The sequence below is a fragment of the Dyella sp. genome, assembly GCF_035685805.1.
In the GTDB taxonomy this organism is placed as follows: Bacteria; Pseudomonadota; Gammaproteobacteria; order Xanthomonadales; family Rhodanobacteraceae; genus Dyella_A.
The window spans coordinates 119,529-133,816 of the sequence record NZ_DASSAB010000045.1; the positions used below are offsets into that span (position 1 = coordinate 119,529).

Sequence of the window (14,288 nt, forward strand, 5' to 3'; positions counted from 1 at the left end):
GCCGCGGCGGCGGCGTGGGGCGAGGAAAAGGCCGCCGATGTTACCACCGCCGCCGCTGCCGGGCGCCGCGTCGGCGCAACCGCAGCGGCTTATCCGGACTCGCCCGTCACCAGCGACGGTCGATCACGAACTGCCCTCGGCAGCCGTGGGCGACCCACACACCGGCGCGGTTGAAACCCCAGCTGTAGCCCTCGGTGCAGCGCGCGTCCGACAGTTGGCGCACCAGCCGCGCATGTCCCCGCCCGCCCAGATCCACCTGGCACAGCTGGTAGCGCTTCTGGTTGCTGTCGCATTGCAGGCGGATCTGCCGGTCCCAGCCAGGGCCCGGCCGCCAGCCGCCGTGGCGGCCTCCGTCGCGATCATCGCGATCATCGCGATCGTCGCGGTCGTGCCAGCGGCCGTGGTAGTCCCGGTCGTCGCGGTCCCGGTCGTCGCCGTACTCGCGCCACTCCTGCGCCCCGAACAACCCGCGACAGCCGCGATCGACCCACAGCACGCCGCGTTCCACTCCCCAGCTCTGCCCGCGGATGCAGGCGGCCTTCGACTCCTGCTTGAGCAGGCGGGCGTCGCGCCATGGCATCACGCAGCGTGCGTAGTGACCGTCGTTGCTGACGCAGCGCACCGGGTCGTTCCAGGACTGGGCCCGCAGCGGCGCGGCGGCTAGCGCCCACAAGGCGGCGACGGCCAGGACGCCGCCGGCGGTGGCAGGGATGGTTCGCATGCAGGTCCCCTCGTGATTGGACGGGTGCACGCTATCGCGCGGATCCCAAACCGGGTTTGAACCGTGTGCCGCTCAGTCGCTGCTGGCGGCAGCGGCCGGGGCCGGGGCGGGCGCAGCGGCAGGAGCCGGAGCGGCCGCCGGGGCAGCAGCGGGTGCGGCGCCCGCGTCGCCAGCCAGATTGCGCTTCTTGTCGCCGTCCTTCTTGAAGTCGGTCTCGTACCAGCCGCTCCCGGCGAGCCGGAACGATGGCGCGGTCACCTGGCGTTGCACCTGCGCCGCGCCACACGCGGGGCATTGGGCAGGATCGGCGTCGGACAGCTTCTGCAGGCGATCGAACGAATGGCCGCAGGCGGTGCAGGCAAAGGCATAGATGGGCATGGATCGGATTCTCGTGGGTGGCGCGAACTGCGCGCGACGATGGCGGCGCCGTCGCCCTTTTCAAGGGTCATGGTAGCGCGCCGGCCATCGCCTCGCGGCGCAGCACCATGACGAATGTCTGGTTGACACGTGCGCGACGGCTACCTAGTTTCGGACAACTAGGGACTCATGGCGCATCGCAACAAAATGCGGAACACCGCAGCGGTGACGCCTCGTTGCAGGGATTTTTGCCGCGCCGTAGCGGCCAGACCGACCCCCGGGGAGAACTCCACATGTCCACACGACGCTTGCTGACCCGCACCACCCTGGCCGCGGCCACCTTGCTCGCGCTGTCGCAGGCTGCGCTGGCGCAGGACGCCACCGAGCCGGCAACCAAGAAGACCACCGAACTGCAGACGGTAGTGGTCACCGGCACCCGCTCGTTCGACCGCACCGAATCGACCTCCCTGGCGCCGATCGACGTGCTCACGCCGAAAGACCTCGAGGGCACCGGCGCGCCGAACCTGGCCTCCGCACTGCGCACGCTGCTGCCGTCGTTCAACTTCCCGCAGCCGTCGGTCACGGACGCCACCGACGCCACCCAGCCGGCGCAGCTGCGCGGTCTGGCGCCGGACCACACGCTGGTGCTGATCAACGGCAAGCGCCAGCACCCGACCGCCATCGTCAACGTCAACGGCTCGCTCGGCCGCGGCTCGTCGCCGGTGGACATCAACGCGATCCCGGTCAACGCCATCGACCACGTCGAGGTGCTGCGCGACGGCGCTGCCGCCCAGTACGGCTCCGATGCGATCGCCGGCGTGATCAACATCATCCTCAAGGGCGGCGCCGGGCACGGCTCGGCGTCGCTGAGCCGGGGCCAGTACGACGGCGGCGATGGCGAAACCTGGCAGGGCGGCGTCGACGGCGGATTCAACCTCGGCGACAAGGGCTGGGTGCACCTGAGCGCCAACGTCACCCACCAGGACCCGACCAACCGCGCCGGTCCGGACCAGCGCTACCCGGCCGACCCCACCTACAACACCACCACCTTCCACTACGGCCTGCCGCTGACCCGCTCCAAGCAGGCCGCGATCAACGCCCAGTACGACCTCACGCCGGACGCGCAGCTGTATGCGTTCACCCTGTTCAACAAGCGCAACGTGAGTGCAGGCGGCTTCTTCCGCTCGCTGTCGCAGTACAACACCAATGGCTCCGGCGCGGACGCGGTCTACCCGAACGGCTACCTGCCGATCGAGAACAGCGCGATCCGCGACGATTCCGAGGTCCTCGGCCTGCGCGGCAAGGTGGCTGACTGGAACTACGACCTCAGCGCCAACACCGGCGGCAACCACTGGAAGCTCAACACCGCCGATACCTACAACTACTCGCTGGGCGCCGACTCGCCGACCGGGTTCTACATCGGCACGCTGACCAACCGGCAGGATTCCTTCAACGGCGACTTCAGCCGGGACTTCGACGTGGCTGGCCTGCAGAGTCCGCTGACGGTCGCCTGGGGCGTCGAGTACCGGCACGAAAAGTTCACCATCAAGGAAGGCGACCAGGCGTCCTATGCCGGTGCCGGCGCACAGGTATTCCCCGGCTACCGGCCAGGCGACGCAGGTACCCACGGCCGCAACAGCCGCGCCGTGTACCTCGACCTGGAAAGCGACCTGACCTACAAGTTCTCCGCCGGCCTGGCCGCGCGCTACGAGCATTACAGCGACTTCGGCAGCACCACCTCGGCCAAGGCCTCCGGCCGCTACGCGTTCAACGACACGGTGGCGCTGCGCGGCACGGTGTCCAACGGCTTCCGCGCGCCGTCGCTGCAGCAGGAGTACTACTCCTCCACCGCGATCAACTTCGTCAACCAGGGCAACGGCGTGCTGGTGCCGTACACCATCCGCACCTTCCCGGTGACCGATCCGGCGGCGCAGGCGCTGGGAGCCCAGGCGCTGAAGCCGGAGAAGTCGCGCAACTACAGCTTCGGCCTGGTGCTCACACCGACCAGCGGCCTGTACACCACGCTGGACCTGTACCAGATCGACATCGACCATCGCATCATCCTCAGCGGCAACCTGGTCGGCGACGCCGTGCAGAACTACCTGACCTCGGTCGGCATCCCGTTCGTCAGCGGCGGTCGCTTCTTCACCAATGCGGTCGATACCCGCACCCGCGGCGTGGATCTGGTCTCGACCTATCCGATCGAGTTGCAGAACTCCTCGGTCAAGCTCACGGGTGGTTTCAACTACAACAAGACCACCATCCGCAACATCGCGCCGAACCCGCCGCAGCTCGGTCTGGCCGGGCTTGACCTGCCGATCATCGATCGCGCCGAGCAGGGCCGCATCACCAAGGGCACCCCCAAGACCAAGGCGTTCGTGGCCGGCGACTGGACCGTCAACAACTGGACCTTCCACGGCCAGCTGACCCGCTACGGCGAGTGGACCACGTTCGCCTCCGTGCCCAGCGGCGACCAGACCTTCGGTTCCGCCGTGCTGCTGGACCTGTCGGCGGCCTACAACTGGAACGACTGGACCTTCAGCGTGGGCGGCAACAACGTCACTAACGAGTACCCGGACAAGAACCAGCCGCGCACTAGCGCCTTCAACATCATCCTGCCGTATCCGAACTCGTCGCCGTACGGTTTCAGCGGCGCCTACTACTACGCGTCGGTGGCCTACCACTGGTAAGCCGCATGGCCTGATGCAGGCAACGAAAGAAGCCCGCCGAAAGGCGGGCTTCTTGTTGGGCGCCTGACGAGGAAAATCAGGTCTTGTCGAACACCAGGCGTCCGCCCTCGGCATCGACCGCCACCGTGGTACCACCCGGGAAACGGCCCTCGAGAATCTCGCGCGACAGCGGGTTCTCCACCTGCTGCTGGATCGCCCGCTTCAGCGGCCGCGCCCCGTACACCGGATCGAAGCCAACGTTGCCCAGCAGGTCCAGCGCCTTCTCGCTGATGGTGAGCCCGAGCTGACGCTCGGCCAGCCGCTTCTCCAGGCTGCGCAACTGGATCCGCGCGATCTGGCGGATCTCCGGCTTGGTCAGCGGGTGGAACACCACGATGTCGTCCAGCCGGTTGATGAACTCCGGCCGGAAGTGCGCCTGCACCACGCCCATCACCGCGGCCTTCATCTGCGTGTAGGCCTCGGCCGAATCGTCGCCCGCCAGCTCCTGGATCTGGTGCGAGCCGAGGTTGGAGGTCATCACGATGACCGTGTTGCGGAAGTCCACCGTGCGTCCCTGGCCGTCAGTGAGGCGACCGTCGTCGAGCACCTGCAGCAGGATGTTGAACACGTCCGGATGCGCCTTCTCCACCTCGTCCAGCAGGATCACGCTGTACGGGCGACGACGTACCGCCTCGGTGAGATAACCGCCCTCCTCGTAGCCGACGTAGCCCGGCGGCGCACCGACCAGCCGGCTGACCGCGTGCTTCTCCATGAACTCGCTCATGTCGATGCGTACCATGGCATCAGCCGAGTCGAACAGGAACTCCGCCAGCGCCTTGCACAGCTCGGTCTTGCCCACGCCGGTGGGGCCGAGGAACAGGAACGAGCCGCTGGGGCGGTTGGGGTCGGACAGCCCGGCGCGCGAACGGCGCACCGAATCGGCGACCACCTTGATCGCCTCCTCCTGCCCGACCACGCGGGTGTGCAACGCGTCTTCCATCTTGAGCAGCTTCTCGCGCTCGCCCTCGAGCATCTTCGAGACCGGGATGCCGGTCCAGCGCGAAACGACCTCGGCGATCTCCTCGGCGGTGACGCGGTCCTGCACCAGCTTGAAGTCGCCCTGCTGCTCGGCGGCCTGCGCCGCGGCGAGCTGCTTCTCCAGTTCCGGCAGGCGGCCGTACTGGATCTCGCTCATGGCGGCGTAGTCCTGACGGCGCTGGGCGGCCTCAAGCTCGACGCGCGCCGCCTCGATCTGTTCCTTCACCTTGGTTGCGCCCTGCAGCGCGGCCTTCTCGGATTTCCAGATCTCGTTGAGGTCGGAGAACTCGCGCTCCAGCGTTTCGATGTCGCTTTCCAGGTCGGCGAGGCGCTTCTTCGACTCCTCGTCCCTCTCCTTCTTCAGCATCTCGCGCTGGATCTTCAGCTGGATCAGCCGGCGCTCGAGGCGATCGAGTTCCTCCGGCTTGGAATCGATCTCCATGCGGATGCGGCTGGCCGCCTCGTCCATGAGGTCGATCGCCTTGTCCGGCAGCTGGCGGTCGGGGATGTAGCGGTTGGACAACGTCGCCGCGGCGACGATCGCCGGGTCGGTGATTTCCACCCCGTGATGCACTGCGTAGCGCTCCTTCAGGCCGCGCAGGATCGCAATGGTGTCTTCCACCGTGGGCTCGCCCACGAACACCTTCTGGAAGCGCCGCTCCAGCGCCGCGTCCTTCTCGATGTACTTGCGGTACTCGTCCAGCGTGGTGGCGCCGATGCAGTGCAGCTCGCCGCGCGCCAGCGCCGGCTTGAGCATGTTGCCGGCATCCATCGCGCCGTCCGCTTTGCCGGCACCGACCATGGTGTGCAGCTCGTCGATGAACAGGATCACCCGGCCTTCCTGCTTGGACAGGTCGCTGAGCACGGCCTTGAGTCGCTCCTCGAACTCGCCGCGGAACTTGGCACCGGCGATCAATGCGCCCATGTCCAGCGACAGCACACGGCGACCGCGCAGCCCTTCGGGCACTTCATCCTTGATGATGCGCTGGGCCAGGCCCTCGACGATGGCCGTCTTGCCCACGCCGGGTTCGCCGATCAGCACCGGGTTGTTCTTGGTGCGCCGCTGCAGCACCTGGATGGTGCGGCGGATTTCCTCGTCGCGGCCGATCACCGGATCGAGCTTGCCGCTCTCGGCACGCTCGGTGAGGTCGATGCAGTACTTTTCCAGCGCCTGGCGTTGTTCCTCGGCGTTCTCGCTCTGCACTTTTTCGCCGCCGCGCAGCTTCTCGATCGCCGCTTCGATGGCCGCCTTCTGTGCACCGGCGGCCTTGAGCGCGCTGCCCAGCTCCCCCTTGTCCTCCAGCGCCGCCAGCACGAACAGCTCGCTGGCGATGAACTGGTCGCCGCGCTGCTGTGCCAGCTTGTCGGTGAGGTTGAGCAGGCGCGACAGGTCATTGCCGACGTTGATGTTGCCTTCCTGCCCGCTGACCTGCGGCAGCCGCTGCAGCATCTCGCCCACGCGCTGGCGCAGCGCCGGCACGTTGACCTGCGCCTGGGTCAGCAGCGGCGCGGTGGAGCCACCCTGCTGGTCGAGCAGGGCGACCATCACGTGCACCGGTTCGAGCATGTTGTTGTCGCGGCCTACCGCCAGCGACTGCGCGTCGGCCAGCGCCTGCTGGAAACGCGAGGTGAGCTTGTCCATCCGCATGGGTGTTCCCCTCTCAAAGGTTCTGGCGGCGCGGCCGCCACTGCAGCGCAAGATGCGGACAAGCCGGGGCGATTCAAGCGGATAGCCCCGCCTTTCACGCCGCCGTCGCTAGGCTGGCGCAATGAACACGCCAGCGCCGATCACCGCCCCCGACACCCTTCCCGCACCGCCACTGCCAGCGCCCGATGCCCACTGGGCGTTGTTTCTCGACGTGGACGGCACCCTGCTTGATTTCCAGGACGATCCGGCCGCGGTCCAGGTGTCGGAGCCGCTCCTCACCTTGCTGCAGGGCCTGCACCGGATGCTCGGCGGGGCAATGGCGCTGGTCAGTGGCCGCGCGCTGGATGACCTCGACGCACTGTTCGCCCGGCCGTGGGCGATGGCCGGCCTGCACGGGCTGCAGCTGCGCCACGCCGACGGCCGACGCCACGACCATCCGGTCGACGCCACGGCGCGCGAGCAGCTTGTGCAGCGCGCGGCGTCGCTGGCGCAGCAGCTGGACGTGCAGCTGGAAGACAAGGGCGCGGCCATCGCGCTGCACTGCCGGCGCATGCCGCAACGCTTCGACGCCATGCGCGAGGCCGCCGAGCTGCTGGCGCAGGGCACCCCGGGCTACGAGCTGCAGGCCGGCAACCTGGTGATGGAGATCAAGCCGGCCGGCATGGACAAGGGCAAGGCGCTGCGCGAGCTGATGCGGCAGCCGCCGTTTGCCGGGCGGCGGCCGGTGTACGTCGGCGACGACCTCACCGACGAACACGCCTTCGATGCCGCGGCCCGCGAAGGCGGAGATGGCGTCCTGGTGGGTGCGCGGCGGCCGACCGCCGCCCGCTTCACGCTGCCTAGCACTGCTGCCGTGCAGCATTGGTTGCTTCGCGTACACGACGCCCTGATGCAAGGAGCCTCCCCGCATGTCCCTGCCCCGGACACCGAGCCAGCCCCATCATCTTGAGCTGGGTGTGATCGGCAATGGCTGCGTCGCTGCGCTGATCGACCCCCAGGCCCGCATCGTGTGGGCATGCCTGCCCACCTTCGACAGCGACGCGAGCTTCTGTGCCCTGCTCTCGCCCGAGCGCGAGGGGGGCGACTGGAGCATCGAGCTGCACGACATGGCCCGCAGCGAGCAGCAGTACGAGCCCAATACGGCGGTGCTGGTGACGAGGCTGTACGACCGCCACGGCGGCGCCATCGAGATCATCGATTTCTGCCCCCGCTATCGCGCGCACGGGCGGCTGTTCCACCCGGTGATGATCGCGCGGCAGGTGCGGCCGCTGGCCGGGTCCCCGCGCATTCGCGTGCTGATGCGGCCGTTGCGCGGCTACGGTGCCGAAGCGGCGACCCCTACCTCGGGCAGCAACCACCTGCGCTACCGGCTGAGCGACATCACCCTGCGCATGACCAGCGACGTGCCGGTGCCGATGATCGAACGCGCGCTGCCGTTCGGGCTGGACCGACCAGTGCACTTCGTGTTCGGGCCGGACGAGACGCTCGACGAGAGCCCGGCCGATTTCATCGCGCTGGCGCTGCAGCGCACGCGCCAGTACTGGCGCGACTGGGTGCGCTACCTGTCGGTGCCGTACGAATGGCAGGAGGCGGTGATCCGTGCCGCGGTGACGCTCAAGCTGTGCCAGTACGAGCCGACCGGCGCCATCGTGGCCGCGCTGACCACCTCGATTCCGGAGGCGGCCGACACCGAGCGCAACTGGGACTATCGCAACTGCTGGCTGCGCGACGCCGCCTTTACCGTGCGCGCGCTCAACCGGCTGGGCGCCACCCGCACGATGGAAAACTACATCCGCTACGTGTTCAACCTGGTATCGGCCGAGGACGACGACGAGATTGGCCCGGTATTCGGCATCGCGTTCGAGCGCGAACTGCACGAACGCACCGAGCCGCATCTGGCGGGTTACCGCGGCATGGGCCCGGTGCGGGTTGGCAACGACGCCTGGCGGCAGCGGCAGAACGACGTCTACGGTTCGGTCGTGCTGGCGTCGGCGCAGCTGTTTTTCGACCGTCGGCTGGAGCAGCGCGGCGACACACGCACCTTCGAGCGGCTGGAGCGGATGGGCCGGCTGGCGCTGCGCATGGCCGAGCAGCCCGATGCCGGACTGTGGGAGTTCCGCGGACGTGCCGCGGTGCACACCTACTCGGCCGCCATGTGCTGGGCCGCCTGCGACCGGCTGGCGCACATCGCCACCGAGCTGGGCCTGGACGACCGTGCACGCAACTGGCACGGCCACGCCGTGGCGCTGCGCGAGCGGATCCTCGCGCGCAGCTGGAACGAGGCGCGAGGCCACTTCGTCGACGCCTACGATGGCGAGCACCTGGACGCCAGCCTGCTGCTGCTGGCGGACATCGGCTTCATCGACGCGATGGACCCACGCTTCGTCGCCACCGTGGATGCGGTCGGCGCAGCGCTGGGGCGCGGCGACTACCTCTTCCGCTACATCGCGCCGGACGATTTCGGTGCGCCGGAAACCAGCTTCAACATCTGCACGTTCTGGTACATCGAAGCGCTCGCCGCCACCGGCCGCCACGAGCGCGCGCGGGCGATGTTCGAACTGATGCTTTCCCACCGCAATCCGCTGGGCCTGCTGTCGGAAGACATCGCACCGGCCACCGGCGAGCACTGGGGCAATTTCCCGCAAACCTACTCGATGGTCGGCCTGATCCAGGCCGCGATGCGGCTGTCGCGCCGCTGGGAGGACGCGCTGTGAACCATTCCAAGAAACCCGGCCGCCTGGTGGTCGTGTCCAATCGCGTCGCGCTGCCGGAGCAGACTGCGACCGGCGGCCTTGCCTCGGCCATGCGGGTGGCAATGAAGGAACGCGGAGGGCTCTGGTTTGGCTGGAGCGGCAAGGTCAGCGCCGACGCCGGTGCGGTCAAGCACGTGCGTGACGGCACCATCGATTACGCCACGATGGACCTCACCCGCGCCGACCACGACCAGTTCTATGCCGGTTTCGCCAACCGTGCGCTGTGGCCGCTGCTGCATTACCGGCCGGATCTGGTGGACTACCAGCGCGAGCATCTGGACGCCTACTTCCGGGTCAACGCGCTGTTCGCCGACCGGCTGGTCGACCTGCTGCAGCCGGACGACACGCTCTGGGTGCACGACTACCACCTGATCCCGCTGGCCGAGCGCCTGCGCGAGCTTGGCGTGACCAACCGCATCGGTTTCTTCCTGCACACGCCGCTGCCGGCCGCCGGCCTGCTGATCGGACTGCCGCAGCATCGCTCGCTGTTCGAGAAACTCGCCGCGTACGACCTGGTGGGCCTGCACACGGCGCGCGACCTGCGCGCGCTGGAAGATTACTTTCTGCACGAGATCGGCGGCGCCATGCGCCCGGGCGGACGCCTGCGCGCGCCGAACGGCCGCAGCTTCCGCGCCGGCGTGTTTCCGATCAGCATCGAGACCGACCTCGCCGCGCAGACCGCGCGCGAGGCAGCGTCGCTGGAAGAGATCCACCAGCTGCGCGCGAGCCTGCAGGGACGCGCGCTGATCATCGGAGTGGATCGACTGGACTATTCCAAGGGGCTGCCGCAGCGGTTCAAGGCATACGACCACCTGCTCGAGCGCGCGCCGCAGCTGCACCGGCAGATCACCTTCCTGCAGATCGCGCCGCCCTCGCGCGGCAGCGTGCCGGAGTACCGGCAGATCCGGCGCGAGCTGGAGCGGGCCGCCGGGCACATCAACGGCAAATACGCCGCGCCCGACTGGGTGCCGATCCGGTACGTCAACCAGTCGTTCCCGCACCGGCTGCTGGCCGGCTATTACCGCACCGCCCGCGTGGCGCTGATCACGCCGCTGCGCGACGGCATGAACCTGGTCGCCAAGGAATACGTGGCTTGCCAGGATCCGAAGAACCCCGGCGTGCTGGTGCTCTCGCGCTTCGCCGGCGCCGCCGAGGAGCTGACCGATGCGCTGCTGGTCAACCCGGCCGATCCGGCCGAGGTCGCCCAGGCGCTGGAACGCGCACTGGACATGCCGTTGCGGGAGCGTCGCCAGCGCTGGCGCGCGATGATGGACGTGCTGCAGAAGCAGGACATCACCGCGTGGTGCAATTCGTTCCTGGAGCGCCTGGCCGCCTGAGCGGCGTGCTCAGGTCGCTGTGCCGGAGCGCCAGATCAGGCTGACGAAACGGCCGCTGGCAGCACCGTCGCGGCGGTACGAGTAGAAACGCGCGTCGGTAAACGTGTCGAACCCGCCGCCAGCCAGGGCAGTCACGCCAAGCGCTCGCAGCCGACGTCGTGCGAGCGCCGCCAGATCGCAACGCCAGTGGCCCGCGCGGGTGGCGAGGAAGCACGCGGCCGCACCGCTGTCGGCGTCGACGAAGGCGTTGCGTACTTCCTCGCCCACCTCGTAACTGGGCTGCCCGATGCACGGCCCGAGCCAGACCCGCACACGCGCCGGCTCCACCTCCATCGATGCCACGGTACGCTCGATCACGCCCGCGGCCAGCCCGCGCCAGCCCGCATGGGCGGCGCCCACCACTGCGCCGTCGTCGCTGCACAACAACAGCGGCAGGCAGTCGGCGGTGAGGATCGCCAGCGGCCGGTCCAGCTCGCGCGTCACCGCGGCATCGGCCACGGGTTCAGCCGGCGGCAGGCGGTTGGCAATGACTGCCACGTCGGTGCCATGCACCTGCTGCAGCCACACCGGCTCGTTCGGCAGCGCGAGCAACCCGGCCAGTCGCCGCCGATTTTCCCTTACCGCATCCGGCGCCTCACCGCTGCGCAGCCCCAGATTGAACTGCGCGTAGGGCGGCTGCGACACGCCATCCATCTGGCGCGTGCTGACCGCGGCACGCACGCCCGGCGCGGCCACCCACTCCGGCGCATACCCTCCCTCGCTCATGCCAGCGCCACTGCGTCAGGCGGCGAGGGATCGCGTGGCAAGGGCACCCGCCGATCCGCGCGCGGCTCAGTCGTGCTCAAGTCCGCGCTCCTCGGTATCGGCTCGCACAGCCGCGATCAGCGCGGCGAAGTCTGCCGGCCGGGCCGCCTCGAACGCCATCGGCTCGTCGTTCGCCGGATGCACGAACGCCAGTCGCTCCGCGTGCAGCGCCTGGCGCCGGAACGCCCGCAGCGCCAGCACCAGTCCTTCGCCAGCGCCCTTGGGCAGACGCAGCCCGCCGCCGTACAGCGGGTCGCCGACCAGCGGGTGGTGGATGTGGCCCATGTGCACGCGGATCTGGTGGGTGCGACCGGTCTCCAGGTTGCACTGCACCAGCGTGTGGGCACGGAACCGCTCGCGCACCCGGTAATGCGTCACTGCCCGCTTGCCGTCCTCCTCGTCGCGCACCGCCTGGCGCAAGCGATCACCCATGTGGCGCCCGATCGGTGCGTCCACGGTGCCGCCGGCGACCAGCGTGCCGAGCACCAGCGCCTCGTACTGACGCTCCACGTCGTGGCGCGACAGCATGTCGACCAGCGCCGTGTGCGTGGCCAGGGTCTTGGCCACCACCATCAGGCCGGAGGTGTCCTTGTCCAGCCGGTGCACGATGCCGCCGCGCGGCAGCTCGGCCAGCAACGGATCGTGGTGCAGCAGCGCGTTGAGCAGGGTTCCGGCCGGGTTGCCCGCGCCCGGATGTACCACCAGCCCCGCCGGCTTGTTCAGCACCAGCAGGTGCTCGTCCTCGTGCACGATGTCGAGCGCGATGGCCTCGGCGGAGGTGGTGACCTCCACCGCCAACTCCGCTTCCAGCCGGACCTGCTCGCCGCCCTTGAGCAACTGCCGCGGCGGCGCGGTAACGCCGTCCAGGGTGATCGCTCCGGCCTTGATCCAGCCGGCCAGTCGCGAACGCGAATAGTCGGGGAACATCTCGGCCACGGTCTGGTCGAACCTGCGGCCTGCCGCCGACAGCGGCACCGCCGCTTCGTGCCGGATCGTGGTCATGCGGTGCCCCGCGGGGCCCGACTGGTTTCGGCTATCATGCCTTTTCGATCAAACATCTGAATCCTTTGCCCATGCGTATATCCAAACTGATCATCGTGCTCGGCCTCGCCTTGTCGATGAGCGCCTGCTCGATGTTCGGCCAGAAGAAGGCCACCATCGACACGATGCCGCTGGCCCAGCTCTACGCGAAGGCCCACACCGATCTGGAAAACGGCGACTACGCCGCCGCCGCGAAAGCTTATCAGCGTCTGATCGCGCGCTTCCCCTCGGGCGAGTACAACGAGCAGGCCCAGCTGGAGCTGGCCTACGCCCAGTACAAGGACAACGAGCCGGAAGACGCCTATTCCACCGTCAACCGCTTCATCAAGACCTACCCGACCAACCCCCACGTCGACTACGCGTACTACCTGCGCGGCCTGATCAATTTCGACCGCACCTCCGGCATCATCGAGCGCTACATCTCGCGCGACGATTCGCAGAGCCGCCGCGACCAGGGCTACAACCTGAAGGCGTTCGACGACTTCACCGAGCTGACCCGCCGCTTCCCGGACAGTGCCTACGCCGCCGACGCCCGCCAGCGCATGATCTACCTGCGCAACGTGCTGGCGCAGTTCGAGATCAACGTGGCGGAGTTCTACCTGCGCAACAAGGCGTTCGTGGCCTCGGCCGATCGCGCCCAGTACGTGGTGGAGCACTACCAGCAGTCGCCGCAGACGGCCGACGCGCTGGCCATCCTGGCCCGCAGCTACGATTCGCTCGATCGCAAGCAGCAGGCCGAGCAGGTGCGCAAGGTGCTGGCGCTGAACTACCCCGACCACCCGTACCTGACCGACGCGAAGTGGCCGCACCCGTCGTCTACCCTGCGCAAGCTGGTGCCGTTCTCCGGCCACCACTGAACGACGGGTTCGGGAACTTCGGAAAGCCGGCGAGCGATCGCCGGCTTTTTTGTGCCGGAGTGAACGAAGGGGCCGGGGAACCTGAGAGTGTCGGGCCACCGGCGCGCCGCCGCGAACGCTGATAGCCGCACAAAGCAAAAAAGGCCGCGCGGTGCGCGGCCTTTTGCGTCGATGCCGAAGCGGCGCCGGCTTACTTCATCAGCCTGGCGAGCGTCTTGCCCAGATCGGCCGGGGACTTCACCGTGGTGACGCCGGCCTTCTCCAGCGCGGCGAACTTGGCTTCCGCCGTGCCCTTGCCGCCGGAGATGATCGCGCCGGCGTGGCCCATGCGCTTGCCGGCCGGAGCCGAGGCACCGGCGATGAACGACACCACCGGCTTGGTCACGTACTCGGCGATGAACTCGGCCGCGTCTTCCTCGGCCGAACCACCGATCTCGCCGACCATGATGATGCCTTCGGTCTGCGGATCGTCCTGGAACAGCTTCAGGCAGTCGATGAAGCTCAGGCCGTTGATCGGATCGCCGCCGATGCCGATCACCGTGCTCTGGCCGAGGCCTTCGTTGGTGGTCTGGAACACCGCTTCATAGGTCAGCGTGCCCGAACGCGAGACGATGCCGACCTTGCCCGGCATGTGGATGTGGCCCGGCATGATGCCGATCTTGCACTCGCCCGGGGTGATGATGCCGGGGCAGTTCGGCCCGATCAGCACGGTTTCCGGATGCTGGGCCAGCACGTTCTTCACGCGCAGCATGTCCAGCACCGGGATGCCCTCGGTGATCGCCACGATCACCTTGATGCCGGCATCGATCGCCTCGAGGATCGAGTCGGCCGCGAACGGCGGCGGCACGAAGATCACCGACGCATCGGCGCCGGTCTCGGCGACGGCCTCATCGACCGAGTTGAACACCGGCAGGCCGATATGCTCGGTGCCGCCCTTGCCCGGGGTCACGCCACCGACGATCTTGGTGCCGTAGTCGATCGCCTGCTCGGCGTGGAAGGTGCCCTGCTGGCCGGTGAAGCCCTGCACCAGCACCTTGGTGTTTTTATTGACGAGAACGCTCAT

At 68.3% G+C, this 14,288-nt stretch carries 11 protein-coding genes; 5 read left to right on the forward strand and 6 right to left on the reverse strand.

Going from position 1 to position 14,288, the window contains the following annotated elements:
• Positions 1-106: 106 nt before the first annotated feature.
• Together VFG40_RS13860 and VFG40_RS13865 are read right to left on the reverse strand one after the other, a co-directional pair.
• Positions 107-721: a DUF3011 domain-containing protein gene (locus tag VFG40_RS13860; protein WP_324898479.1), complete on the reverse strand. Its 615-nt coding sequence runs from the start codon at positions 719-721 to the stop codon at positions 107-109.
• 72 nt (positions 722-793) lie between these two features.
• On the reverse strand, positions 794-1,099 hold the full coding sequence (locus VFG40_RS13865) for an FmdB family zinc ribbon protein (protein WP_324898481.1): 306 nt from the start codon (positions 1,097-1,099) through the stop codon (positions 794-796).
• A gap of 272 nt (positions 1,100-1,371) precedes the next feature.
• On the opposite strand from VFG40_RS13865, the gene VFG40_RS13870 reads away from it, so the two are divergent.
• Positions 1,372-3,768 (forward strand): TonB-dependent receptor plug domain-containing protein, encoded by a 2,397-nt coding sequence (locus VFG40_RS13870; protein WP_324898483.1) that lies wholly within the window; start codon positions 1,372-1,374, stop codon positions 3,766-3,768.
• Between the two features lie 76 nt (positions 3,769-3,844).
• On the opposite strand, the gene clpB is transcribed toward VFG40_RS13870, so the two are convergent.
• A complete protein-coding gene (gene clpB / locus VFG40_RS13875) occupies positions 3,845-6,433 on the reverse strand; it encodes an ATP-dependent chaperone ClpB (protein ID WP_324898485.1) in 2,589 nt (862 codons plus the stop codon).
• Between the two features lie 121 nt (positions 6,434-6,554).
• Between clpB and otsB the strand changes: the two genes are divergently transcribed.
• From otsB to otsA, 3 genes are read left to right on the forward strand one after another with little or no spacing between them, the layout of a single operon-like run.
• Positions 6,555-7,382: a trehalose-phosphatase gene (gene otsB / locus VFG40_RS13880; RefSeq protein WP_324898487.1), complete on the forward strand. Its 828-nt coding sequence runs from the start codon at positions 6,555-6,557 to the stop codon at positions 7,380-7,382.
• Positions 7,342-9,147, forward strand: a complete 1,806-nt coding sequence (locus VFG40_RS13885; protein ID WP_324898489.1) for a glycoside hydrolase family 15 protein — start codon at positions 7,342-7,344, stop codon at positions 9,145-9,147. The genes otsB and VFG40_RS13885 overlap by 41 nt, the downstream gene beginning before the upstream one ends.
• Positions 9,144-10,523, forward strand: a complete 1,380-nt coding sequence (gene otsA, locus VFG40_RS13890; protein ID WP_324898491.1) for an alpha,alpha-trehalose-phosphate synthase (UDP-forming) — start codon at positions 9,144-9,146, stop codon at positions 10,521-10,523. The genes VFG40_RS13885 and otsA overlap by 4 nt, the downstream gene beginning before the upstream one ends.
• A 9-nt stretch (positions 10,524-10,532) precedes the next feature.
• Here otsA and pgeF read toward each other — a convergent pair whose 3' ends face one another.
• Entirely contained in the window at positions 10,533-11,288 is a 756-nt protein-coding gene (gene pgeF, locus VFG40_RS13895; RefSeq protein ID WP_324898493.1) for a peptidoglycan editing factor PgeF, read from the reverse strand.
• Between the two features lie 66 nt (positions 11,289-11,354).
• The gene (gene rluD, locus VFG40_RS13900; protein WP_324898495.1) at positions 11,355-12,329 is read right to left on the reverse strand and encodes a 23S rRNA pseudouridine(1911/1915/1917) synthase RluD; all 975 of its coding nucleotides are present in this window, start codon (positions 12,327-12,329) and stop codon (positions 11,355-11,357) included.
• Between the two features lie 71 nt (positions 12,330-12,400).
• Between rluD and bamD the strand changes: the two genes are divergently transcribed.
• Positions 12,401-13,225 (forward strand): outer membrane protein assembly factor BamD, encoded by an 825-nt coding sequence (gene bamD, locus VFG40_RS13905; protein WP_324898497.1) that lies wholly within the window; start codon positions 12,401-12,403, stop codon positions 13,223-13,225.
• 190 nt (positions 13,226-13,415) lie between these two features.
• Here the strand turns inward: bamD and sucD are convergent, their stop codons facing one another.
• Positions 13,416-14,288: a succinate--CoA ligase subunit alpha gene (gene sucD / locus VFG40_RS13910; protein WP_324898499.1), complete on the reverse strand. Its 873-nt coding sequence runs from the start codon at positions 14,286-14,288 to the stop codon at positions 13,416-13,418.

Excerpts from the sequence above, each read along its gene's own strand:
- pgeF (WP_324898493.1), bottom strand. The coding sequence starts at position 11,288 with ATGAGCGAGGGAGGGTATGCGCCGGAGTGGGTGGCCGCGCCGGGCGTG.
- clpB (WP_324898485.1), bottom strand. The coding sequence starts at position 6,433 with ATGCGGATGGACAAGCTCACCTCGCGTTTCCAGCAGGCGCTGGCCGAC.
- otsB (WP_324898487.1), top strand. The coding sequence starts at position 6,555 with ATGAACACGCCAGCGCCGATCACCGCCCCCGACACCCTTCCCGCACCG.
- bamD (WP_324898497.1), top strand. The coding sequence starts at position 12,401 with ATGCGTATATCCAAACTGATCATCGTGCTCGGCCTCGCCTTGTCGATG.
- rluD (WP_324898495.1), bottom strand. The coding sequence starts at position 12,329 with ATGACCACGATCCGGCACGAAGCGGCGGTGCCGCTGTCGGCGGCAGGC.
- sucD (WP_324898499.1), bottom strand. The coding sequence starts at position 14,288 with ATGAGCGTTCTCGTCAATAAAAACACCAAGGTGCTGGTGCAGGGCTTC.
- VFG40_RS13870 (WP_324898483.1), top strand. The coding sequence starts at position 1,372 with ATGTCCACACGACGCTTGCTGACCCGCACCACCCTGGCCGCGGCCACC.
- VFG40_RS13885 (WP_324898489.1), top strand. The coding sequence starts at position 7,342 with ATGTCCCTGCCCCGGACACCGAGCCAGCCCCATCATCTTGAGCTGGGT.
- VFG40_RS13860 (WP_324898479.1), bottom strand. The coding sequence starts at position 721 with ATGCGAACCATCCCTGCCACCGCCGGCGGCGTCCTGGCCGTCGCCGCC.
- VFG40_RS13865 (WP_324898481.1), bottom strand. The coding sequence starts at position 1,099 with ATGCCCATCTATGCCTTTGCCTGCACCGCCTGCGGCCATTCGTTCGAT.